Here is a 23,751-nt window from a genome sequence, read left to right on the forward strand (position 1 = left end):
AAAATGCAAACTCAAATCATTCCAGCATTAGACTTAATAGATGGCAAAGTAGTAAGGCTTTATAAAGGAGATTATACTAAAAAGCAAGAATACAGCTTTGATCCTTTAGCTAAATTTCAAGAGTATGAGGCTCAAGGCATTGCTTGGCTTCATTTGGTGGATTTAAGTGGTGCAAAAGATCCTAGTAAAAGACAACTAAAACTCATAGAAAAGCTAGCTTCAAAAATTAGAGTAAATCTTCAAGTAGGTGGAGGAATTCGCACTAAAGATGAGGTTAAAGCTTTGTTTGATAGCGGTGTTAAACGCGTAGTTATAGGCTCTTTAGCGGTTAAAAACAAAGCCTTTACACAAGAGCTTTTAAATGAATTTGGCGTAGAAAATATAGTCTTAGCACTTGATAGTATTTGTATTAAAGATGAGTTTTTTGTGGCTGTTGATGCATGGAGTAAAACAAGCGATGAAAAATTATTTGAGCTTTTAAATTTTTATAAAGATGTAAAACATATCTTATGCACAGATATTTCTAAAGATGGCACGATGAGTGGAGCAAATATCACTTTATATAAAGCTTTACATGAGAAATTCCCACATTTGCAAACCCAAGCAAGTGGAGGCGTGGCAAGCTTAGAAGATTTTAAAAAGTTAAATGGCATAGTAAGTGGTATCATCGTAGGTAAAGCCTTGCTTGATAAAGAATTTAGCATAAAGGAGGCTCAAGAATGCTTGCAAAACGCATAATCGCATGTTTAGATGTAAAAGATGGTAGAGTAGTTAAAGGGGTGCAGTTTAAAAACCATGAAGATATGGGCGATATCATCGAGCTTGCTAAATTTTACTCACAAAATGGCATTGATGAGCTTGTATTTTATGATATAACAGCTTCAGTTAAAAATGAGCGCATTGATAGAACTTGGGTAAGCAAAGTAGCACAAAATATCTCTATACCATTTTGTGTTGCAGGGGGCATAAAAAGTGAAGATGATGCAAAAGAGCTTTTAGCAAATGGTGCTGATAAAATTTCTATTAATTCCCCTGCTTTAAATGACCCTGATTTGATCTCACGCCTTGCAAAAAACTTTGGAGTACAATGTGTAGTCGTAGGCATAGATACTTTTAAAGATGAAAATAATGAGCTTTTAGTCTATAAATACACCGGAGATGAGAGCAAATCTCATCATAGTGGTAAAAAAACACTAGAATGGGTAAAGCAAGTATGCGAGTTAGGAGCGGGTGAAATCGTGCTAAATATGATGAATCAAGATGGCATGAGAAAGGGTTATGATCTTGATCAACTTGCTAAAGTTAGACAAATTTGTCCTGTGCCTTTAGTAGCAAGCGGTGGCGCAGGAGCTAAAGAGCATTTTTTAGACGCTTTTAAATTTGGTGTTGATGGAGCTTTGGCAGCTTCTGTGTTTCATAAAAAACTTATAGATATTAAAGAATTAAAACTATTTTTAAAAGATCAAGGCATACAAATTCGTATTTAAAAGGAAAAGCTATGAAGATAAATGAAGAAGAATTTATAAAAAGCATTAACTGGCAAAAGGTTAATAACCTTGTTCCTGTGATCATACAAGATTATCATTCTTGTGAAGTTTTAATGCAAGGTTTTATGAATGAACAAGCTCTAAGAGAGAGTTTTAAGCACCAAAAGGTTGTATTTTACTCACGCACTAAAGAGCGTTTGTGGATGAAAGGTGAGCAAAGTGGAAATTTTTTACATATCATAGATATGGGGCTTGATTGTGATAGAGATTGTATTTTAATCCTTGTAAAAGCTCAAGGTGCTACTTGTCATACAGGCGATACTTCTTGTTTTGAAACGCTTTCTAAAAAAGCTGATTTTGTGTTTTTATCGCGTCTTGAAAGACTGATTAATTCACGTAAAAACACTTGCGCAAGTTCTTCTTACACGGCTGAACTTTTTTCAAAAGGCACTAAACGCATAGCACAAAAGGTAGGCGAAGAAGGCGTTGAAACCGCTTTGGCTGCTACTATTAAAGACAAAGATGAGCTTATAAATGAAGCTGCTGATTTGCTTTATCATTTAGAAGTGTTATTAGCTGATGCGGATTTGAGTTTAAACGATGTGATTGCTAAATTAAAAGAAAGAAATAAAAGTTAAGCGTGATTTCTCACGCTTAATTAAGCAATATTTTTGAAAAGATTCACTAACTATATCGAGTAATTTTTAAAAAACTTTACACATTAAAATCTAATTTTGATTTATTTTTTACTTTTTTATTTCATTTTACTTGTATTTTGGAACACTTATTGCTTTATATCTGCTAAGCAATAGAAGATTGTGAGATATTCACAAAGCAATATTTTTTAAAGGATTTAATTATGATGAGATCTCTTTGGGCTGGGGTTTCAGGACTCCAAGCGCATCAATACGCAATGGATGTAGAAGGTAACAACATAGCCAATGTTAATACATTTGGTTTTAAGTATTCTCGTGCGGATTTCTCAACGCTTATGAGCCAAACTTCTAAGATAGCTACAGCTCCAGATGGCAACCTAGGTGGTAAAAACCCTATGCAAGTTGGACTTGGTGCGGGTGTAAATTCTACTACTAGAATTCACTCTCAAGGTAATATCCAAACTACAGACAAAAACACCGATATGGCTATTAATGGGGATGGATTTTTCATCGTTTCAAATGATGGTGGCACAACACAGTTTTTTACTCGTGCAGGGGACTTTAAAACAGACGCAGTAGGAAATTTCGTAGATAATAACGGCTACACCGTTCAAGGTTGGAATTATAATCAAGAAACAGGACAAATTGACTCTTCAACTTCAGTGGGCGATATAGTGATCCCACCTGGTATGAGTATGCCTGCTAGACCAAGTACTTCAGTAAAACTTACAGCGAATTTAGATAGTGGTAATACTTTAGGTATGAATGCTTCTGCTAAGCGTCCTATTTATGCACTAGATTCAACTCATGGTAAAAGAGATGATATAGGTAAACCTATAGATGAAAATGATACGGGGCATACTGAGTTTTACACTACTTCAAAAAGTGGAGCCCAAGTAACCGAAAAAGGTGTAGACATGGGTGTGGTGTTTAATGCTCAGGGTGAAGGCTTGAATTTAAGAGACGGACAAGGTATATGGGTAAGTTATGCTGATGCTAAGTGGACTAGTGGAAACACTTTTAATACTGATTTACCTACTGAGCAAGCTAATTTTCAACCGGATACGGAATATACTTTTTGGGGATTTACAGATGCTAATGGAACTCAACAGCCAGCAGTTTTAGATATAACTATAAATGGTGTGCATATAAATGCTACAGGTGTTGGTAAGGACACTTTTATAAATGCTATCAATGCTAAGACAGCAGAAACTGGTGTAGTAGCTTCTATAGTAGATGGTAAGATGACTTTTACTAATGATAATAGCACAGGAACAACGGCAAAATCTAAAAATATAAACATTACACTAGGGGCTGCTAATACTGCTGGACAATCTATTAGAACTGGAGCAGATAGCAATGTTAATCCTTTTCCAGTTCAACCTGGAACAGATTTAATAGGAGGAGCAGCGCAACCTATTAATGTAGTAACAGCACACGAGTATATTTATAGTTCAAATAGTGTGGACATAGGTGCTAATCCAAATCCAACTGCTACTGCTGGTCAAGAAAATTTTCCAAGTCCTACAGGACAAAGAGTTTTTCATACTACAGAAGATTTAAGGGAGCTTTTGCAAAGGGATGCTAGATGGGCAGTGGATTATGATGGTGATGGAACAATAGAACCTAGAGGAGATGATGCTAATACCGGTGTTGCTGTGACAGTGGAGAGTGATGGTAGATTTAAGATAGTTAATCCAGCTCAAGAAGGTGCTAAGGATATGACTTTTAAAGTTACAGGTTATTCTAATGAAACTAATAAAATCGCTACAAATGATAAATTCACAGCGATGTTTAGTGCGCTAGATGGAAATTTCAATGCAGGTAATAATGAAAAATACTCTCAAGACATGTATCTTTCAGCGCATACTGCTAGTATAGAAATCTTTGACTCATTAGGAACTAGACATGAGTTAACTGTACAATTTACTAAGCAGACTAAAACAGCAGATGGTGGGGCTGAATGGTCTATCATCATCTCAGTGCCTGAGCCTGCAGAGATTAACTTCAGTGGTGATGGAGCTCCAGGAAATATAGTAGTAGGAAATTTAAGATTTGGTAATGATGGATCACTTCAAAGCTATACGCCAAATGTATTAAATTTCACCGGAAATAACGGCTCAAAACCAGATCAAGTTATAAAACTTGACTTTGGTACAACAGGTGGTTTTGATGGTTTAACAAGCTATGATAAAGACTCAGCTACCACTAAACAAGAAACTGATGGTTACACAGGTGGTAACTTAAAGCCAGATGCATTAAGAACTGATGAGAATGGTTATATCTATGGAGAATTTACAAATGGTAAAACTCTAGCTCTAGCTAAGGTTGCTCTAGCTACTTTTCCAAATAATATGGGTCTTGAAGAAATGGGTAATAACCTTTTCAAAGCAACTGCTAACTCAGGTAGTCCTACTATAGGCCATGCTGGTGAAGGTGGTAGAGGGGGCTTAAAAGGCTCAGCTATAGAAATGTCAAACGTGGATTTAAGTCGTGCATTAACTGAGCTTATTGTAATCCAAAGAGGTTATCAAGCAAACTCAAAAACGATTACTACAAGTGATCAGCTTTTAAATACTTTGCTTCAATTAAAACAATAATTATAACCCAAGGTTTTAAAAACCTTGGGATCAAGCTTTACAAGGTTATCGAGGTAGCCTTGTAATACTTGATAGCCTTGAAGCCTTCAATCTATTGCTAACTCACTTCTTTCTTGCCTTAAGGAGTGAGTAGCATGATTTGCATATCGACAAGTTAAAATAAAAATTTATAAACTTGGATTTTTAAAATTTATCATTAATGGTTCTAGCCATTTGGTAGTTTCAAATATTTCTAGCTTGCTGTTTTTAAATTCTAAGAGTTTTTTATAATTTTGAGTATTGTCAAAAATAGTAATGTGATTACAGAATTTAGCAACGGTGTTAAAATTTTGTAAAGATTCATAGTATCTTTTTTCTATAAGTTCTTCTTTTATATCATGCCCGCCTTTAGCTACGCGAATTTTAACTCTTTGTTTTGCTGTGTTTGGAGAGTCTAGTCCGATGTAGTAAAGATTTATAGTGTAAGAATTTTTTGTAGCTTTTTGAATAAAGATAAAATGCTAGTGCCACAAAGTGTGGTTTCTTGGTTAAAATCATAAGCTTTTTTGATATAGTTTTTACGCATTTTAATGGCTATCCTTGAAGCTCTAAATTGATCTTCTTGATTTTTCCAGTCGCCAAAGCTACTTACGATTTCATCGATGTTGATTCTAAGTCCAAAGTCTTTGTTTTTTTCAAGTTCATTATAATACAAGGTAGTTTTTCCACATCCTTCGGCTCTTGCAAAAATAGTAGCTATTTTTTTCATTAATAAAGCCTTTATTGATTGATGAGAAATTTTAACATAAATTGTTTATAAGTGTTTTGAAAATAAATATAAAGTTTTTTAAAAAAGGTTCGATATAGTCAGTGAATCTTTTCAAAAATATTGCTTAATTAAGCGTGAGAAATCACGCTTAACTTCTTTTTGATTTTATTTAGCTTTCTTTTATTGATTAAACTAAGATAAGAAACCAAAGATAAAAACGCACAAGTGCCTAAAATAAGTGATAAAAATATAGGTGTATTAGCATTTAAAAGACTTACTAAAAATGCCATCACTCCTGCCATAGCAAATTGTGCTGCACCTAAGAGTGCTGAAGCACTACCTGCATTTTGTTTTGATCTTGCCATAGCTAAAGTGGTGGTGTTTGGCAGGATAAAACCTAAACTTGCTATAATCAAAAATAAAGGAATTTCAAAAGCCCAAAAACCTAGATCAAAAGTTGCTCCTAAAATGAGTAAAAAAGTTAAAAAAGTAATCATCATAAAAGATCTAGGTAGTATATAATAAGGAGAAAAACGAAGAGCTAATCTTGCGTTGATATTTGCAAATATCACAAAGCCTAATGCATTTATACCAAAAAGTATAGCATATTGTTGTTCACTAAGATTAAAAATACGTGTAAAAATAAAAGATGATCCGGTTAAATAAGCAAAAAAACCTGCAAAGATTAAATTACCGCAAAGCAAATACACCACAAAACGACGGTCTTTTAAAATTTTTTTATAACCTTTTAAAACTTCTTTATGATTAAATTTTTTTCCTTTAGTATTATGATTGCTTTCTTTTAAAGCAAAAATAACAAGCATAAACAAAATAAAACCTAAAATAAATAATGTCAAAAATATACTACGCCAAGAAAAAAACTCAAGCAAAATCCCACCAAAAGTAGGTGAGAGCATAGGAGCTAAAGAGGTAAAAACCATCATTAGTGCATAAATTCCTGCCGCCTCTTTAAGTTCAAAAACGTCATTTACTATAGCTCTTGCTACAACTACGCCTACACAACCTCCCAAAGCTTCAAAAAAACGCAAAGCTATAAAAGCATGAATAGAATCAACCAAAACACAAGCAATACTCGAAGAAATAAAAAGAAAAAGTCCTATGTATAAAGGTTTTTTTCTGCCATATACATCACTTAATGGCCCATAAAAAAGCTGACCCAAAGAAAAGGCTATGAAAAAACTTGCAAGGGAAAGTTGAGTATAAAAAGAATTGGTTTGAAAGCTTTTTTCTACTTCATTTAAAGCAGGCAAATACATATCAGTTGAAAGTGGTGCAATAGATGATAAAAAAGCCAAAATTATAATAAGCTTGAGTTTTTCAAAACCTTTTATCTGTGTGTGCTGTTGCATAAGTATTCCTAAAATATTTTTATCATTGTATAGTAAAAGAATTTAAAATAAGCAATAATTTACATTTTTTAAAGGCAAATAAGATAAAATTAAACTAAAAATAATCAAGGAAAAGTTATGAATATGCCTTTTAGTGATGAGGAATTAATCGAGCCTGTAAAAGTAAGTCTAGCTAAAACTATGCATATTTTAGAAAATGATGGCGGGGGGCTTGATTTTTTAGGTGTAAAAAATGGTGTAGTTTATGTAAAATTAACCGGAGCTTGTCATGGCTGTCCAGCTAGTGGGACGACTTTAAAATACGGTTTGGAAAAACAGCTTAAAATCGACATACATCCAGATATTTCTATAGTAAATTTAGCAGGCGGGGAAAGCGAATTTGCAAAATTATAAAAAAATAGCCATAGAGTGTTTTTATAAAAAAGATTTTAAAAATGCTAAGATGTATTTTTCTCTTGCTTATGAAAAGCGTAAAAACAAAAGACTTTTGACTTTTATTAGTATTTGTGATTTGGCGTTAAAAAGCCCTGAAGAAGCTTTTGTTTTTTTTGAATTTTTTATGCAAAATTATAAAAATACTAAAGTAGATAAAGACTTAGAAAAACTCATTAATCTTAGTCAAAGTGTGCAGTTTGAAGAAGATAGTGAGGATTTTGAGGGTTTGAGTTATCAAGATTTTTTACTGAGTGAAGCAAAAGTTGGGTTTAAACAAGCTTTAGAAAATGTTATAATATCAAATAAACTTATCATTAATGATAAAGAAGACTTTGTGGATTTTTTAGAAAAACTTTTAGAGCATGGTTATAAAGATATGCTTGTAGCCTATATGGAAGATGTTTCAGCGCATTTTTATTCTAATTATAGATTTATCAAGCTTAGTGAGAAAATCAAGGAATTAAATTATGATAGTAAAGATTGAAAATACTTTCATTTGTGATAATTCTAATGAATGCGAAAAAGATTGTTTTTTCTTAAAAACTGTTCAAAATGAAAAATTTCTTCATCAAGCTTTAGAAAAACAAGCAAAAATTATAAGTATAGCTGAGTGTAAGAAACTTTTAAATATAGATGAAAATATAAAAATCATAGGCATAACAGGCACAAACGGCAAGACAACTACTGCAGGTGCTATTTATTCTATCTTGCTTGATTTAGGTTATAAATGCGCTTTGATGGGAACTAGGGGTAGTTTTATAAATGATAAAAATATCACTCCAAAAGGCTTAACTACTGCTCCTATTTTGCAAACTTTAGAGCTTTTATCTTTAGCAAGTAAGGAAAAATGTGAATTTTTAATTATGGAAGTAAGTTCGCATGCTTTGGTGCAAAACCGCATTGAAGGGCTTGAGTTTAAGGCTAAAATTTTTACTAATATCACTCAAGATCATTTAGATTTTCATGGGGATTTTCAAAACTACCAAGTGGCAAAAGAAAGTTTTTTTACTGATGAATGTATGAAATTTATCAATAAAGATGCAAAAGCTATAAATTTTAATGTCAAAGGTGCTTTTACTTACGGAGTAGAAAATCCAAGTTATTATCACATTAAAGCTTATGCTTTAAAAAACGGCATTGAAGCTGTGGTAAATTTTGGAAAAGAAACTTTTATGATTGACTCTTCTTTGGTGGGGCTTTTTAATCTTTATAATCTTTTAGCTGCAAGTGCTTGTGTGAATGAACTTGTAAAACCAAATTTAAAAGAGCTTGAAAAGGCCATTAGTAATTTTGGTGGCATTGAAGGTAGAATGCAAGTAGTCGCAAAAGATGTGATTGTAGATTTTGCCCATACATCTGATGGTATAGAAAAAGTTTTAGATGCTTTAAAGTATCGTGATTTGATTGTAGTTTTTGGAGCAGGGGGAGATAGAGATAAAACTAAGCGTCCGTTAATGGCTAAAATTGCCAAACACTATGCTAAAAACCTTATCATCACAAGTGATAATCCGCGTTCAGAAGAGCCTATAGATATCATTAATGATATTTTAAGTGGCATAGAAAAAGATGAGAGTGTTTTTATAGAATGTGATAGAAAAGAAGCGATAAAAAAAGCATTAAAACTTAAAACTAAAAATGATTTTGTGGTGATTTTAGGTAAGGGTGATGAGACTTATCAAGAGATTAAGGGTGTAAAATATCCTTTTAATGATAAAGAAGTAGTATTAGAGATATTAAAAGAAGGAAAATAAATGTTTGAAAATATGGATTTTTCTAAAATGGGTGAGCTTTTAACTAAGGCTCAAGAGAAAGCAAATGAATTAGAGCAAGAGGCTTTAAAAAAAGAATTTAGTGCAAAAAGTGGCGGTGGTTTAGTAAAAGTTAGTGCTAATGGAAAAGGTGAAATCATCGATATAAATATTGATGATTCTTTGCTTGAAGATAAAGAATCTATGCAAATTTTATTAATAGCAGCGATGAATGATGTGATGAAAATGGTAGAACAAAATAAAAAATCAATGGCTAGTAATTTATTTAGCGGAATGGGAATGCTATGAGAATTTTACTTTGTATTTTGGGTATAACTTGTGTACTTTTTGCTGTACCAAGACCGACTTTTAATGATTTTTTGGGTTGTTATGAAAAAAACAAAGCTAGTATGTTAATTTATGAGGGTTTACCTGCCTTTGCTTTAAATGAAAATACTCTAGCAGTGGTTAAAACTAAAAACGCGAAATTAAACAGCTATACCAAGTATGATCCTTTTTTAAATTTATATTTGGTAAAGACAGATTTTAGTTTAATCCCTGCTCTTATGGGAGATGAAGAAGAATTAACGCGCAATAGCTGGGTGGGAATTTTAGATAGCAATAAAAGCTATATAGGGCATTTGAAGTATTTTGGACAAAGTTTAACAGAGCGTGATCAGCTTGATTTTACTTCTAAAATCGGAGAGCTTAACTCGCCATGTTGTAAAATGTTAGGTATAACTTTAGAAGATGGCAAGCTCATAGGTAATCGTTATTTAAAACACTTTGCAAAATATCCTGATGTTTATTGGGGTGATATAGGTGTGGATTTTGATATGCGTGATGGCAAAATTTATGTAAAAAATGTGCGCAAAAACGGACAATTTTTGCTTAATGATGAGCTTGTGAGTGTAGATGGACAAGTTTATGATGATTTAAGAAAGCTAAATGAGAAAATTTTGTTTGCTGATCGTGGTGCAACTTTGTACTTTAATATGCTAAGAGATAATAAAGATGTAAATATTTCCACGACAGTTTTTGATAAAGATTTGGGGGTTTTTGCTAAACCTAAAAAAGTAGTTCAAGCTAAACCAACTTCTTTTTATAGTAATCTAGGATTGCGCGTAGATATGAAAATGAATGTTACAGAAGTAACTCCAAATTCTAAAGCGCAAATGGCTGGATTTATGAAAGGGGATAAAATTTTAAGAATTAATAATCAAAAAATCAACAATTTCAATGAACTTCAAACCATATTAACTCAAGCTAATACTTTTGATGTTTTAGTTTCAAGACAAGCAAGTAATATCCCTTCGGCGAAAAATAATGATTTTGAGCATTTTAATAAAGGATATTTTGACTTTTTTATAAGGCTAAGTAAGTGATTTTAGAAAAATTCAAACAGCATTTAGAGCAAAATTTTCCTAAAATTCAAAGCTTTCATCCGTTTTTCAATGAAGCTTTAAAATGGATGTTAGAAGCTGGTGGGAAGCATTTTAGAGCTCAACTGCTTTTAGGGATAGTGAATGCTAAAAATCCTGCTTTGTTTGAAAAGGCTTTAAATGCGGCTTTGGCTTTGGAATTTATCCACACTTACTCTTTAATACATGATGATTTACCTGCTATGGATAATGCTTCTTTGCGCAGAGGAAAGCAAACTTTACACAAAAAATACGATGAAACCACAGCTATTTTAGTAGGTGATGCTTTAAATACCGAAGCTTTTTTACTGCTTTCAAGACTTGATTTAAAAGAAAATGTTAAATTAAAACTCATAGAAACTTTAGCTTTTAATGCAGGGCTTGGCGGTATGATTATCGGGCAAGCTATTGATTGTTATTTTGAAGACATGCCTTTAAATTTAGAACAAGTTGAGTTTTTACACATTCATAAAACTGCAAGATTAATCGCAGCGGCTTTAAAAATGGGTTGTGAAATTTGTGAGTTAGATGAAAAAGAATGCGAGCAAATTTATGAAATAGGGCTTTTGATAGGATTAGTTTTTCAAATCAATGATGACATTATCGATGCGACTTTAGATACTCAAGAAGCAGGAAAGCCAACTCATAATGACTTGCACAAAAATTCTTTTGTAAAACTTTTAGGTTTAGAAGGTGCTAAAAAGGCAAAAGATGATAAAATTGCACTATGTGAAGAAAAAATGAAAAATTTAGACTCTAAGCTTGTTAATGAGCTTCAAATTTTGATTGATAAATATTTAAAAGGTTAAACAATGTTACAAAAACAAGCCAACACTATAAGATTTTTATGTGCGGATATGATACAAAAGGCAAATTCGGGCCATCCAGGTGCACCTATGGGTCTAGCAGATATTATAAGTGTTTTAAGTACTCATTTAGTGCATAATCCAAAAGATCCTACATGGTTAAATCGCGATAGATTAGTCTTTTCAGGTGGTCATGCTAGTGCTTTGCTTTATAGCTTTTTGCATTTGAGTGGTTATGATGTAAGTTTAGAGGACTTAAAAAATTTCCGTCAATTACACTCTAAAACTCCAGGTCATCCCGAAATTTTCACTCCAGGTGTTGAAATCGCTACAGGACCTTTAGGACAAGGCATTGCAAATGCGGTTGGCTTTGCTATGGCAGCTAAAAAGGCAAGTTTGCTTTTGGGTGAAGATATTATCAATCACAAAGTATATTGTTTATGTGGTGATGGGGATTTACAAGAAGGAATTTCTTATGAAGCTTGTTCTTTAGCAGGACTTCACAAACTTGATAATTTAATCATCATTTATGATAGCAATAATATTTCAATCGAAGGTGATGTGGCTATTGCTTTTAATGAAAATGTAAAAGAGCGTTTTAGAGCGCAAAATTTTGAAGTACTCGAGATAGATGGGCATGATTTTGAGCAAATTGATTTAGCACTAAAAACTGCTAAAGAAAGTAAAAAGCCTTGTTTAATCATCGCTCATACTACCATAGCTAAAGGAGCTTTAGATCTTGAGGGAAGTCATCATTCTCACGGAGCACCTTTGGGTGAAGAGCTTATAAAAAAGGCAAAAGAAGTTTTAGGTTTTGATCCGCAAAAAACTTTTGAAATCCCAGAAGAAGTTAAAATTCGCTTTAGCACTGCAATAGAACTTGGGGATTTAGCACAAGCTAAGTGGAATCAAAAAGTGCAAAATTTAAATACAGAAAAACAAGCTTTATTAAAAGAGCTTTTAGAGCCTGATTTTTCAAAAATACAATTTCCTGATTTTAAAGGACAAGATTTAGCTACTAGAGATAGTAATGGTATGATTTTAAATGCTATCGCTAAAGCTTTACCGGGATTTTTAGGTGGTAGTGCAGATTTAGGTCCATCAAATAAAACTGAACTTAAAGATATGGGCGATTTTCCAAATGGAAAAAATGTCCACTATGGTATAAGAGAGCATGCAATGGCTGCGATATCAAATGCTTTTGCTAGATATGGTTTGTTTTTGCCTTATTGTGCTACCTTTTTTATATTTAGCGAGTATTTAAAACCTGCTGCAAGAATAGCAGCTTTGATGAGGGTTAAACATTTTTTCATTTTTACTCATGATAGCATAGGTGTGGGCGAAGATGGCCCAACACACCAACCTATAGAGCAACTTAGCACTTTTAGAGCTATGCCAAATTCATTGACATTTAGAGTAGCTGATGGGGTTGAAAATGTCAAAGCATGGCAGATTGCACTTAAAACTAATATGCCAAGTGTTTTTGTTTTATCACGTCAAAAATTAAGCGCTTTAAGTGAGCCTGTTTTTGGAGATGTGGAAAATGGGGCTTATTTATTAGAAGAAAACGCAAATGCACAATTTACACTTTTAGCAAGTGGTAGTGAAGTATCATTGTGTGTAAAAACAGCTAAGATTTTAAAAGAAAAAGGTGTGGTTGCTAATGTAGTTTCTATGCCTTGTTATGAGTTATTTATTGCTCAAGAAAAGTCTTATAAAGAAAGAATTTTACAAGGTAAGGTTATAGGCGTGGAAGCTGCAAATTCAAATGAACTTTATAGAATTTGTGATGAGTTTTATGGTATAGAAAGTTTTGGTGAGAGTGGTAAAGATAAAGATGTATTTGAGCATTTTGGATTTAGTGAGGAGAAATTAAGCTCATATATTTTAAGTCTATGTAATGAAAAATAAAATCATCAAAGACATTAAAAACCAAGAATGTGTTTTTAGTGTTTTTGGTATATGGGATAAAACTAGTGTAGGAAAATTAGAAAAATTAGATTTTCCTACTCAAAAAAATATTATTTTTGATTATGCAAATTTAGATTTTATAGATACTGCTGGGATTAGGTATTTTCTAGCTTTAGAAAATGAACTTAAGCAAAAAGGTTTTGAGCTTAGTAGAGTAAATCTTAAAAGTGAGCATGCTAAGCTTTTTGAACTTTGTCAAAAACACTATAAAAGCTTTTATAATTCTCATGAAGATAAAAAAACAATCAAAGATTTTTTTGAAAATTTAGGAAAAAAGGTTGTTGAATCTTTTGTGCTTTTGGTGCAGTTTTTAAATTTCATTGGGCTTATTATTTATACTTGTTTTAAAACACTTTTAAATCCTAAAAAACTTCGCTTTAAGGCATTTTTATATCATGTAGAAAATAGTGCTATTAATGCTTTACCTATTATTATGCTAACTTCATTACTTGTCGGTGTAGTGCTTGCTTATCAAGCTGCGTATCAACTTGCACAATTTGGAGCTAATATTTATATTGTTGATTTAATGGGAATTTCTGCCACTAGAGAACTTGCGCCATTAATTAGTGCTATAGTTATAGCTGGTAGGAGTGCAAGTTCTTATACAGCCCAAATTGGAGTAATGAAGCTTACTGATGAAATAGATGCGATGAAAACTATGGGTTTTAAAGAAAGTGAGTTTATCATTTTACCTAGGGTTTTAGCCTTAGCACTTGCTATGCCTTTAGTAGTAATAGTAGCTGATATTTTAAGCATTATAGGTGGAATTGTAGTTGCTTGGTTTAGTTTAGAAATTAGTGCGAGTGAGTTTATGAGTCGTTTTAAAGAAGCAGTGGAGTTAAAACATATCATCATAGGGCTTATAAAAGCACCTATTTTTGGATTTTTGATTGCTTCTATTGCTTGTTTTAGAGGATTTTTTGTGCAAAAAACTACCGAAAGCATAGGTGTTTATACGACAAAAAGTGTGGTAAATGCTATTTTTTGGGTGATAGCTTTTGATGCAATTTTTTCTGTATTTTTAACAAAGGCTGGATTTTGATTATAAAAGCTAAAAATATTAGCACTTATTTTGGAAGCAAATGTGTACATGAAGATATTAGCTTTGAAGTGCATGATAATGAAATTTTTGGCATTTTAGGTGGTAGTGGTAGTGGTAAATCTGTACTTTTAAGACAAATGTTAATGCTTGAGCATTTTGATAAGGGTGAGTATGAAATTTTGGGTAAGAAATTAAAAAATATAAGTGATGAAGATGCTTTATTTTTGCAAAAACAATGGGGTGTTGTTTTTCAATATGGAGCATTATTTAGCTTTTTTAATATACTTGAAAATATTAGCATACCTTTAGTTGAATACACAAAGCTTAATAAAAATGATATCAAAGAAATAGCTATGATGAAGCTTAAGATGGTGGGGCTTGATGAGAGTGTGGCTAAGCTTTATCCAAGTGAGTTAAGTGGGGGTATGAAAAAAAGAGTGGCCATAGCTAGAGCTTTAGCGCTTGATTCTAAATTGCTTTTTTTAGATGAGCCAACTTCAGGGCTTGATCCTTATAGTTCAAGAGAATTTGATGAATTGCTTTTGAACTTAAAGCAAAGTTTTAAACTATGTGTGGTTTTGATTACTCATGATAAGGAAAGTATGAAAAATGTATTAAATCGCTTTTTGATTATAGAGAATAAAAAAGTTGGTTTTTTGGGAAATGTTGAAGCTTTACAAGAGCAAAATCCAAGACTTTATGAGAGGTTTATGCAATAATGGAAAATAAAGCAAATTATATTCTGATCGGAATTTTTGTTTGTGTGTTGTTTTTTATCAGCTTGTTTTTTATAGTGTGGTATGGGAATTTAAAAGATGAGACATTCAAATATTATGAAATTTATATGGAAGAATCAGTTGCAGGACTTAGTGTAAAAGCTCCGGTTAAATTTTTAGGGGTTGATGTTGGCAGTGTCGAAAATATTAGCATAGATAGCTCGAGCAAGCAACTAAGAGTAAAAATTTTAGTTAAGCTTGATTCTAGTTTAGTTGTTAAAACAGATACTTATGCAAGCTTGCAAATTCAAGGTATAACAGGATTTAAATTTATTCAACTTGCAGGCGGAAGTGAAGAAGCTAGCGTCTTAAAAGCAGATGATGATACTTATCCTATTATAACATCAAAAGAAAGTTTTTTGACAAGTATAGATAAGCAAGCAAATAATCTCTTAGAGCTTATTAATGTCTCAAAACTTAAGCTAGAAAATCTTTTAAGCGATAAAAATTTAAAAAATATCGAGCAAATTTTACAAAATTCATCAGAGTTATCTGCACATTTAAATGCTAATGCGCCAGCATTTTTAGCAAATTTAAATAAAACAAGCTCTAAACTTGGCAAAAGTGCAGATGAATTTTCAAATTTTTTAAACAATGCTAATAGCCAACTTAATGAGCTTAATAAAAGCAGAATGCTTTTAAATGAAAATTTAGATATTTTAAGAGTTTTATTTTTGGATTTTACGCAATTATTAAATAGTCTAAAGCAAAATCCTTCAAATGTAATTTATAAAGATAAAGCAACTCAATATGCTCCAGGAGAATAAAATGAAATTTTTATATATTAGTTTAATAGCTATTCTTTTTAGTGCTTGCTCTTTGATTAGTCCAAGTCAAACTTTACCTGCAAATAAATACTTTAGTATTAATTTAGAAAAGCTAGAACAAAGTCAAAATAAAAAAAATGCAACTATCATAGTTTCCTTACCTAAAGGGTTGGCTTATACTAATGAAATTTTTTATAAAAAAGATTATGCTATTAATACCTATGCTTATCATTTTTGGAAAGAAAATCCTGCTTTAATGATAAAATCTTTTTTGGAATTTCATTTGCAAGATTTGGGGGTATTTAAAGCAGTTTTAAATCAAGATAGTCTAGCTAGTGCTGATTATGTTTTAGAGAGCAAAGTAGATATATTAGAGCAAGATTTTAGTGATGAGATGCATTCTAAAATAAAGTTTGGTATTAATTTAAATTTAGTGCAAATAAACACCAAAAAACTTATAGCGAGTAAGTATTTTTACTACGAAAAAGAATTAAATGATAATAATCCTCAAATTTTAATCCAAAACTATGATGAGGTTTTTTTGCTTTTTGCTAAAGATTTTAGGATTTGGATAAATCAAAATTTGGAATAAAAAATGCTTTTCTTGCTATAGCAATAACAAGGAAGGTGTATTATGAGAGATGAATTAGAAATCTTGCAAAAACATTTAGGACAAGTAGGTTCAAGTATAGATGGTGCGAATTTAAAACACCAAACACAAAAATTTAGTCAAGATATTACCGATGCAAATGATTTTGTCGGTGCTTTGCAAATTTTAGATTCTTCATTGAAAAAAATTTCAAAACTTTTAGAAGATAAAAATTATGAAGATGTGCAAGATAAAGTTTTAATCGCGAGTGAAAGTTTGAAAATAGTAGATAGTTGCTCATTTTTAGGCAATGCTTTATTTGATAATAATTATAATGTAAATGTTGGTTCAAAGGCTTTTGCTTTTGAAATTTACAATCCTTTAAAAATTTTAGAAACAAGTGATTATGAAGGTATGAAAGCTTATATAGTTGATAAAAGAGAAGAAATAGCTTCTATGCTTAGTGAGCTTGCAGTAGCTATTGCTACTTATAGTCCTAGTCAAAGTTTTGGTGGATCAAGCCATGATCTTATAAATGATTTTGATTTTACTAAGCTTTTTAAATGATACTAAAGGCTAAAAAGCCTTTAGTATGTGTATTTATTTAATAACCCCACAAGCCATTCTAGCACCACCACCGCCAAGTGCAGCTGGGTGATCACTGTGATTGTCTCCTCCAAAATGTATCATTAGAGCATGGTTTTTAAGCTCATCAAGAGTTTTGATTTTTGGTGCTAATACAGGATTAGTTGTTTTCCCATCTTTTTCTACATAAAGTGGCGGTAAATCTCCTTTATGTCCTTTATCATCCCATGGACTTGAATGTGCATCAGTTTTTTCAGGATCCCAGTGGCCACCTGCTTTCATACCTAAACCTTTATCAGTTGCTCCACAATCAGCATTCGCATGAACATGAAAACCATGAATTCCACTTTCTAAACCTTGAAGATTTGGGTAAAATGCTACTCCATAAGAAGTTTGTACCGCTACTACTTCACCTGCGTTTTTGTTGGCATTTTTATCAAGAATTTCCATTTTGATAACTAAATGATCTTTTTGTGCTTTTGGATCAAAATTTTCTAAATTTGCCCCAATTAAGAAACTTGATGCCAGTAAAGAGCCTAGTATAATTTTTTTCATTTTCTCTCCTTTTGTTAAAAATTATTTTATTGTAACATATAATATTAATAAAAAATTATTTTTTATAAAATATAATAATCAAAAAACTTATAAAAAGGTCAAAATGTTAGTTTTTCCAAGAGACTTTAAAAAAGTTAGTCAAAATATTTTAAAAAATTCATTACTGTCGTTATGTTATTATCAAAAAAATTCAAGTAATAGAAATATAGAAATCGTATTTGAAGACTATGCTTTGGTTTTTATATTAGAAGGTTCTAAAGGTATTTATACTATTGATAATCATTTTAAAGTAAATAAAGATGAAATTATTTTTTTTACAAAAAATTCCTTTTCTATTAGAGATTATCTAAATGAGGCAAATACATATGAGTCTATTATTTTGAGTTTTAAAGAGAGTGTTTTAATAGAACTTGTTTTTAAATATCAAGATTTAATTTATAAGCTAAACTCTTTAAAGTGTGCTAAAAGTTTGTTTAGCCTAAAAACAGATTCTGTAACTAAGAGTATTTTTCAGTCGTTTTTACCTTGTATAAGCACTTCTAAAAATAATGAATATTTGCTTAGATTGAAATTTGAAGAATTGTTTTTATCTTTGCTATATAGTGAGGATAATGCAGAATTTCTAGCTTTTTTAAAGACTATCTTAAACGGTTTTAAATTAGATCTTTATAAGATGTTTGCATATTGTCAAAATGATTTTGAAAATGTAGCTTCTATGGCTAAATTTAGTAAAATGGATATAGCAAGTTTTAGTCGCAATTTTAAACAAAGTTTTGGTATAAGTCCTAAGGAATGGCTTGATAATAAACGCTTTGAAAAAGCCAAATTTCTATTAGAGTTTTCTACTAAGAATATTACTCAAATTTGTCACGAACTTGGGTTTAATTCTCCTGCTTGGTTTATAGCAAGATATAAAAAAAGATATGGTATTACTCCAAAACAAGAACAAAAATCAAAAAACTTATATTTTTTATCTTAAAAATGATAGATTTTATTTTTAAATTATATTAAAATTTGTGAATAAAAATTAAGAAAGGTAACAATATGAAAAAAAGTATTTTAGCTTTAGCTTTATTTGCATTTTGTAGTGCAAATGCTTTAGAGGTTCAAGAATTTAAAGGTTTTGCACATCCTGAAAGTGTGTATGTAGATGAAAGTGTAGTTTATGTGTCCAATGTAGGAAAAGAGTTAGCTCCACTAAGGAAAGATAATGATGGTTTTATCTCAAAATTAGATAAAGATGGAAAAGTTATAGAATTAGAATTTATCAAAAATCTTAATGCTCCAAAGGGTATGTCTAAAATAGGTGATACTTTGTATGTTGTAGATATTGATGTTTTATATGGTTTTGATGTAAAAAGTAAAAAAGAAATTTTTAAACTCCCTATAAAAAATGCAATATTTTTAAATGATATAGCAGTTTTAGATAATGATACATTACTAGTGAGTGATACAGGAACAGGATATATTCATAAGGTATTTTTAAAAGATAAAAAATACGAAAACTTTATCCATTTAGATTCAAAATATGGTGGTCCAAATGGATTGCTGATAGATAAAAATACTTTATTTATAGCAGGTTATGATCCAAGCGATAAAGCAGGTGGAAAAATTATCAGTGTTGATTTAAATACAAAGAAAATTCAAGAATTAAGCAACAAAATAGAACAGTTTGATGGTATTGTGTATGATAAAGATAAAAATCTTTTAGTATCTAGTTGGGGCAAAGATTTACAGGGATATATTTATACTTTAAAAGATAATAAAGAGATGAAATTAGAGTTAAATCCTATAAAAGGTCCTGCGGATATGTTTTTTGATGGTGAGTATTTATGGGTGCCAAAAATGGCAGAGAATGCCTTGATTAAAGTAAAATTATAAAAACTTTTAAGCCTTTTGGCTTAAAAGTCAAATAATTCTCCAAGCCAACTTTCTTTTTTCTTGTATTTATAGCTATTATTGTGATGATAGTTTGCTTGTTGGTTATAATTTTGTTGATGAGATGGTTGTGTACTTTGAGAAGAACTTCTTTCTATGATTTTATCAAGTTCACCACGATCAAGCCAAACACCACGACATTTTGGACAATAATCAATCTCAACCCCATTTCTTTCGCTCATCAATAAAGCTGTATTTACACAAACTGGGCAATTCATATTTATCCTTTATAAAAAATTTTATTAAAGTATATAGATTAAAAGTAAATTATGAGTTTAAATCCCAATCAATAGGACTTTTACCAAGTTTTAATAAAATTTCATTACTTTTTGAAAAATGTTTGCAACCTAAAAAAGCATTTCTTGCTAAGGGCGAAGGATGTGCCGCTTCTAGGATAAAATGTTTTTGAGGGTTGATTAAAACTTTTTTGTTTTTAGCATAATTCCCCCAAAGTAAAAATACCAAACCCTCTTTTTCATTGCTAAGTTTTGATATAACCGCATCGGTAAATTTTTGCCAACCAAAATGTGCGTGTGAAGTAGGTTTGTTTGCTTCTACACTTAAGATAGAGTTTAAAAGTAAAATTCCCTGTTTGGCCCATTTGCTAAGATCGCCATGTTTTGCTATAGGGATGTTTAAGTCGTTTTGCAATTCTTTGTAGATATTAAGCAAAGATGGAGGAATTCTAACTCCCATTGGCACGCTAAAGCTTAAACCCATAGCTTGATTTGGGTTGTGATAAGGGTCTTGTCCTAAAAGTATGATTTTTAAATCTTGTAAAGGAGCTAGGTTAAAAGCATTAAAGATTAAATTTGCTGGCGGATATATGGTTTTTCCTTCGTTTATGGTATTAATATAATGAGTTTTTATCTCTAAAAAATAAGGTTTTAAAAACTCATCTTTTAAAAATTCTTTCCAAGTTTGTTCCATTTTTATTTTTTCTAAACAAATATTCATTTTTATCCTTACCAAGAAAGTATAAACTCACTTCCTTCATTCTCTTTGCTTAAAACTTTAATGTTGATATTGTTTTTATCAGCTATTTGTTTAACTAAATTCAAGCCTATACCAAATCCACCTTGATCTTGATTAAAGCGTTTATAGCGTGTAAAAATTTGAGCCATTTCATTTTGACTCATACCTTGACCTTCATCTTTAATACTAAGTGTTTTTTCTTTTAAATAAATATAAATTTTCTTATGGGTATTAGTATATTTTATAGCATTGCTTAAAAGATTGTCGATTAAAATTTGTATTTCTTCTTTATTTGCATAGAAATTTTGCTCTAAAAGCTCTTTTTCAATGGTGAGATTTTTTTGTGAGATTAAAGTGTCAAAATATTCTAATCTTTGCTCTAAAAGTTCTTTCAAATTTATATCTTCCTTGGTATTTTCTTTTTGTATGAAAAAATTTAATGCTATGAGATTTTGATAGATATGATTTAAATTTTTACTTGCTAGTTTAATATGATTTAATTTTTTTGCATTATTTGGAGTTAAGCTATTATCATCAAATTTTTTAATACTAGCTAAAATCACACTTAAAGGCGTATTAATTTCGTGCGTAGTATCTTTAATAAAATCATTTAATGCTTTAAATTGCTCCTCAATATTTTTAAAAACAAGTGAAATTAATATATAGGCAATGATGGCAAGTATTAAAATACATATAAGAGTATAAAAAATAGTTTTTAATTTCAATTTCCAAAGCTCATTTGAAAAATCATTAATATTAATATTATTGTAATTATCTTGACGATATTGTTCTTTTTTAAAACCAAGATCATCAGTTTCCATAATAATATGAATATTTCTATATTTTAAAAATTTAAAGTAGTGTCTAGGTTTTTTTATGTAGCTTCTATCTATATAAGTATCAAGATTTCTAATTCTTAGAAATTCTATAAATAGTTTTTTGTTTTTATTATAAATAAAGTCATTTTTTTCTAATTGATTTAAAATACCTAAAGCTTCAAAGGATAGATTGCTAAAAATTATTTTTTTATCTGCAATGATGGCGAAAGATGTGTTAAGCTTGTTGGATATTTCTGTAAAGTTGATTTTTTCTAGTGGAATTTGGTTATGTTTTGACTCTATGATGTTTTGTAATATATAATTATGATGAGTATACATATGTGTAAGTTGATTTAAACGTATATAACTTGCTTCTTTTTGGTAAAAAGTGATAAAAAATAATGCAAGAAAAACTCCACTTGTGATAATATAAAGAGTTAAAATTTTAAAAATAGTGTTATTGAAATTTTCACTTTTCATCTTCTAACCTGATGGCATATCCTATATTTCTTTGATTAATAATCAAATCTTTACCAAGAATTTTCCTTAAGTTTTTAACATAAACTCTAAGACTCATAATTACAGGCTCTTCATCTAAGCTCCAAATTTCTTCAAATATAGTTTCTAAGCTTACAAAATGCGGACGTTTTTTTAAAAGTAAAGCTAAAAGCTCCTTTTCTTTGTTAGTGAGAGTGATGATTTGTTTATTTTGATAAAGAGTTTTGTTAATGGTGTCGAAATAAATATGCTTTGAGGGGCTTATTAAAATTAAATCTTCTTTTTGATGATTAAAATTTCGTTTGATTATATTTTTTACACGGATAATTAATTCGTCTATGTCAAAAGGTTTTTTAATATAATCATCACAACCTGATAAAAAACCTTGCTTTACATCATCAAGCATAGATAAAGAAGTTAAAAATATAGCAGGGGTGTTTTTAGCACTTTCTCTTAGTTCTTTTAAGACTTCAAAGCCGTTTCCTTTTGGAACTTTAACATCAAAAATCCAAAGATCAAAATTTTCTTCATAAGCTTTTTCTAGTGCCTCTTGTGCATCATATACACAAGAGACTTTAAAACCCTCATCGCTTAAGGCATCGCATATAATTTCGCTTAAACTTAAATCATCTTCGAGAAGTAAAATTTTTGTAGCCATTTTATCTCATTGGACAGTTTGCATGGTTTACTCTATGGTTTTGATGATCCATTGGATGTGCTTTGTGTGGATTTTTACCATAATGATACAAATTTAATTCTCTTATTTCTTTACCACTCATATTATCAGTTAATTTTTGCATATTTTCTCGTACTACAACCCTTCTTTGATTTCTTTCTTGTGGAGAGAGTTTAGAGATATTTTCACGTAAATTGTTTTTAAATTGTTGATGAAAATCTCTTGCGTCTTTGTATTTCATCTCATTCATTCTTTTTTTCATCTCAATAACTAAATCAGCTTGATCTTGTGCTTTTACGCTTTTTGCAAGATTTAAAATCTCATCATTGCTTTTTTTAGAAAAATCAGCTCCTAGTGCAAATGAAGCCGCTAAAGAACCTACGATAAATAAACTTATAATTTTTTTCATTTTTTCTCCTTTAAATTAATGATGAGAAATTATAAAAGTTCAAAATAAAGCCAAAATGAAATTTATTGACAAACAAAAAGCACATTTGCTTTTAGGTTTTGTTTTTCATTTTTAACGATAGGCAATACAACACTATCTGCACTAGCTGCTAAGCTTGGAGCGTTGTGTTTGATATTGCAACTATCAAAATGAATGTTTTTTATCACGCAAGTTTTTGCTAAAGTTTTAGAATAATATTGAGCCTTTTCAAAAGCTTTTTTAAATGCAAGATCATATAAATCTTCTTTGTTTGCTTCTAAAATAGCCTCATCAAAACCAGCTTGTAAGGCTTTAGTATTAAAAGAGATGAAAACGTTGGTAGCGCTAATGCTTTCTATATCTTTTATAAGATTTTCATAGTCTTTACTTTTATTTTGTGGAATTTGGCAAGTGAAATTAGAATACAATCTATATCCATTTAACGTTTTTACCCCTTGATAATAATTATAATTTGGCTCTAAAGTATAGCTTCCGCCTTTACAGTAGTTTTCTTTTGCAATACGATCTGAGATTTCTTTAAATGTTTTAGCAATATAATTTTTTTCATCGCTAGAAATAATGGTTTTTTTACTAAGTTCTTCGCTCGCACTAAAATTTAAAGTAGCATTAAAGATATTTGGCATAATTTCATTAGATACTTCTATATTTCTTGAAAATTCTATATTTTGTTTATTGTGATTTTTTAAGCCTAAAAATTCAGTGTTAAAAACCACTCCTAGTACAAATAATACCAGACAAAGTAATCCTAAACCCAAACCTTTTAAAAAACTTTTCATTTTTACTCCTTTTTAAAATATTTTTTTATTTTATCATAAAGCCTTTAAGAATAGATTGTATAATTT

At 30.6% G+C, this 23,751-nt stretch carries 27 protein-coding genes; 18 read left to right on the plus strand and 9 right to left on the minus strand.

The window, feature by feature from the left end; all coding sequences use genetic code 11:
- Positions 1-3 precede the first annotated feature (3 nt).
- From hisA to flgE, 4 genes are all read left to right on the plus strand, one after another.
- Complete coding sequence (gene hisA, locus CAMP5060_RS02535) at positions 4-738, plus strand: 1-(5-phosphoribosyl)-5-[(5-phosphoribosylamino)methylideneamino]imidazole-4-carboxamide isomerase (RefSeq protein ID WP_337217841.1); 735 nt, start codon at positions 4-6, stop codon at positions 736-738.
- On the plus strand, positions 720-1,487 hold the full coding sequence (gene hisF / locus CAMP5060_RS02540; RefSeq protein WP_263667426.1) for an imidazole glycerol phosphate synthase subunit HisF: 768 nt from the start codon (positions 720-722) through the stop codon (positions 1,485-1,487). The genes hisA and hisF overlap by 19 nt, the downstream gene beginning before the upstream one ends.
- An 11-nt stretch (positions 1,488-1,498) precedes the next feature.
- A complete protein-coding gene (gene hisIE / locus CAMP5060_RS02545; RefSeq protein ID WP_337217842.1) occupies positions 1,499-2,125 on the plus strand; it encodes a bifunctional phosphoribosyl-AMP cyclohydrolase/phosphoribosyl-ATP diphosphatase HisIE in 627 nt (208 codons plus the stop codon).
- Positions 2,126-2,346: 221 nt separating this feature from the next.
- Positions 2,347-4,743: a flagellar hook protein FlgE gene (gene flgE / locus CAMP5060_RS02550; RefSeq protein WP_337217843.1), complete on the plus strand. Its 2,397-nt coding sequence runs from the start codon at positions 2,347-2,349 to the stop codon at positions 4,741-4,743.
- A 454-nt stretch (positions 4,744-5,197) separates the two neighbouring features.
- Here the strand turns inward: flgE and CAMP5060_RS02555 are convergent, their stop codons facing one another.
- Positions 5,198-5,491 (minus strand): hypothetical protein, encoded by a 294-nt coding sequence (locus CAMP5060_RS02555; RefSeq protein ID WP_214100117.1) that lies wholly within the window; start codon positions 5,489-5,491, stop codon positions 5,198-5,200.
- A gap of 128 nt (positions 5,492-5,619) precedes the next feature.
- Positions 5,620-6,861 (minus strand): multidrug effflux MFS transporter, encoded by a 1,242-nt coding sequence (locus tag CAMP5060_RS02560; RefSeq protein ID WP_087700820.1) that lies wholly within the window; start codon positions 6,859-6,861, stop codon positions 5,620-5,622.
- Positions 6,862-6,984: 123 nt separating this feature from the next.
- Between CAMP5060_RS02560 and CAMP5060_RS02565 the strand changes: the two genes are divergently transcribed.
- The 12 genes from CAMP5060_RS02565 to CAMP5060_RS02620 are packed head-to-tail and all read left to right on the plus strand — an operon-like array spanning position 6,985 to position 16,983.
- Positions 6,985-7,254 (plus strand): NifU family protein, encoded by a 270-nt coding sequence (locus tag CAMP5060_RS02565; protein WP_261529928.1) that lies wholly within the window; start codon positions 6,985-6,987, stop codon positions 7,252-7,254.
- On the plus strand, positions 7,241-7,780 hold the full coding sequence (locus tag CAMP5060_RS02570) for a histidine kinase (protein WP_087700821.1): 540 nt from the start codon (positions 7,241-7,243) through the stop codon (positions 7,778-7,780). Before CAMP5060_RS02565 ends, CAMP5060_RS02570 begins: the two co-directional genes overlap by 14 nt.
- Entirely contained in the window at positions 7,764-9,047 is a 1,284-nt protein-coding gene (locus tag CAMP5060_RS02575) for a UDP-N-acetylmuramoyl-L-alanyl-D-glutamate--2,6-diaminopimelate ligase (RefSeq protein ID WP_337217844.1), read from the plus strand. Before CAMP5060_RS02570 ends, CAMP5060_RS02575 begins: the two co-directional genes overlap by 17 nt.
- Positions 9,048-9,353 (plus strand): YbaB/EbfC family nucleoid-associated protein, encoded by a 306-nt coding sequence (locus CAMP5060_RS02580; protein WP_039617208.1) that lies wholly within the window; start codon positions 9,048-9,050, stop codon positions 9,351-9,353.
- Entirely contained in the window at positions 9,350-10,429 is a 1,080-nt protein-coding gene (locus CAMP5060_RS02585) for a DUF7488 domain-containing protein (protein WP_337217845.1), read from the plus strand. Before CAMP5060_RS02580 ends, CAMP5060_RS02585 begins: the two co-directional genes overlap by 4 nt.
- Positions 10,429-11,274, plus strand: a complete 846-nt coding sequence (locus tag CAMP5060_RS02590) for a polyprenyl synthetase family protein (protein ID WP_337217857.1) — start codon at positions 10,429-10,431, stop codon at positions 11,272-11,274. The genes CAMP5060_RS02585 and CAMP5060_RS02590 overlap by 1 nt, the downstream gene beginning before the upstream one ends.
- Positions 11,275-11,277: 3 nt before the next feature.
- Complete coding sequence (gene tkt / locus CAMP5060_RS02595) at positions 11,278-13,182, plus strand: transketolase (RefSeq protein ID WP_337217846.1); 1,905 nt, start codon at positions 11,278-11,280, stop codon at positions 13,180-13,182.
- Position 13,183: 1 nt separating this feature from the next.
- Positions 13,184-14,284: an MlaE family lipid ABC transporter permease subunit gene (locus CAMP5060_RS02600; protein ID WP_442863346.1), complete on the plus strand. Its 1,101-nt coding sequence runs from the start codon at positions 13,184-13,186 to the stop codon at positions 14,282-14,284.
- Positions 14,281-15,003 (plus strand): ABC transporter ATP-binding protein, encoded by a 723-nt coding sequence (locus tag CAMP5060_RS02605; protein WP_087700827.1) that lies wholly within the window; start codon positions 14,281-14,283, stop codon positions 15,001-15,003. Before CAMP5060_RS02600 ends, CAMP5060_RS02605 begins: the two co-directional genes overlap by 4 nt.
- Positions 15,003-15,827, plus strand: coding sequence for an MlaD family protein (locus CAMP5060_RS02610; protein ID WP_337217848.1), 825 nt, complete (start codon positions 15,003-15,005; stop codon positions 15,825-15,827). Before CAMP5060_RS02605 ends, CAMP5060_RS02610 begins: the two co-directional genes overlap by 1 nt.
- Position 15,828: 1 nt before the next feature.
- Positions 15,829-16,419, plus strand: a complete 591-nt coding sequence (locus tag CAMP5060_RS02615) for an ABC-type transport auxiliary lipoprotein family protein (RefSeq protein ID WP_261545071.1) — start codon at positions 15,829-15,831, stop codon at positions 16,417-16,419.
- A gap of 42 nt (positions 16,420-16,461) precedes the next feature.
- The gene (locus tag CAMP5060_RS02620; RefSeq protein WP_087700830.1) at positions 16,462-16,983 is read left to right on the plus strand and encodes a flagellar FLiS export co-chaperone; all 522 of its coding nucleotides are present in this window, start codon (positions 16,462-16,464) and stop codon (positions 16,981-16,983) included.
- A gap of 33 nt (positions 16,984-17,016) precedes the next feature.
- Here the strand turns inward: CAMP5060_RS02620 and CAMP5060_RS02625 are convergent, their stop codons facing one another.
- On the minus strand, positions 17,017-17,556 hold the full coding sequence (locus tag CAMP5060_RS02625) for a superoxide dismutase family protein (protein ID WP_337217849.1): 540 nt from the start codon (positions 17,554-17,556) through the stop codon (positions 17,017-17,019).
- 103 nt (positions 17,557-17,659) lie between these two features.
- On the opposite strand from CAMP5060_RS02625, the gene CAMP5060_RS02630 reads away from it, so the two are divergent.
- Positions 17,660-18,535: a helix-turn-helix domain-containing protein gene (locus tag CAMP5060_RS02630; RefSeq protein ID WP_087700832.1), complete on the plus strand. Its 876-nt coding sequence runs from the start codon at positions 17,660-17,662 to the stop codon at positions 18,533-18,535.
- Between the two features lie 65 nt (positions 18,536-18,600).
- On the plus strand, positions 18,601-19,437 hold the full coding sequence (locus CAMP5060_RS02635; protein WP_087700833.1) for an ATP-binding protein: 837 nt from the start codon (positions 18,601-18,603) through the stop codon (positions 19,435-19,437).
- Positions 19,438-19,457: 20 nt separating this feature from the next.
- Here CAMP5060_RS02635 and CAMP5060_RS02640 read toward each other — a convergent pair whose 3' ends face one another.
- The 6 genes from CAMP5060_RS02640 to CAMP5060_RS02665 form a co-directional block, all read right to left on the minus strand.
- Positions 19,458-19,712: a TFIIB-type zinc ribbon-containing protein gene (locus tag CAMP5060_RS02640; RefSeq protein WP_087700834.1), complete on the minus strand. Its 255-nt coding sequence runs from the start codon at positions 19,710-19,712 to the stop codon at positions 19,458-19,460.
- A gap of 49 nt (positions 19,713-19,761) precedes the next feature.
- The gene (ung, locus tag CAMP5060_RS02645) at positions 19,762-20,451 is read right to left on the minus strand and encodes a uracil-DNA glycosylase (RefSeq protein WP_214135758.1); all 690 of its coding nucleotides are present in this window, start codon (positions 20,449-20,451) and stop codon (positions 19,762-19,764) included.
- A gap of 8 nt (positions 20,452-20,459) precedes the next feature.
- A complete protein-coding gene (locus CAMP5060_RS02650; RefSeq protein WP_087700836.1) occupies positions 20,460-21,767 on the minus strand; it encodes a sensor histidine kinase in 1,308 nt (435 codons plus the stop codon).
- Positions 21,757-22,443, minus strand: coding sequence for a response regulator transcription factor (locus tag CAMP5060_RS02655; RefSeq protein WP_087700837.1), 687 nt, complete (start codon positions 22,441-22,443; stop codon positions 21,757-21,759). The genes CAMP5060_RS02650 and CAMP5060_RS02655 overlap by 11 nt, the downstream gene beginning before the upstream one ends.
- Position 22,444: 1 nt before the next feature.
- Positions 22,445-22,870, minus strand: coding sequence for a DUF1104 domain-containing protein (locus tag CAMP5060_RS02660; RefSeq protein ID WP_214125556.1), 426 nt, complete (start codon positions 22,868-22,870; stop codon positions 22,445-22,447).
- 62 nt (positions 22,871-22,932) lie between these two features.
- Positions 22,933-23,685: an SIMPL domain-containing protein gene (locus tag CAMP5060_RS02665; RefSeq protein WP_337217850.1), complete on the minus strand. Its 753-nt coding sequence runs from the start codon at positions 23,683-23,685 to the stop codon at positions 22,933-22,935.
- Between the last annotated feature and the right edge of the window lie 66 nt (positions 23,686-23,751).

The organism is Campylobacter sp. 1569 (assembly GCF_024723675.1).
Taxonomy (GTDB): domain Bacteria; phylum Campylobacterota; class Campylobacteria; order Campylobacterales; family Campylobacteraceae; genus Campylobacter_D; species Campylobacter_D jejuni_C.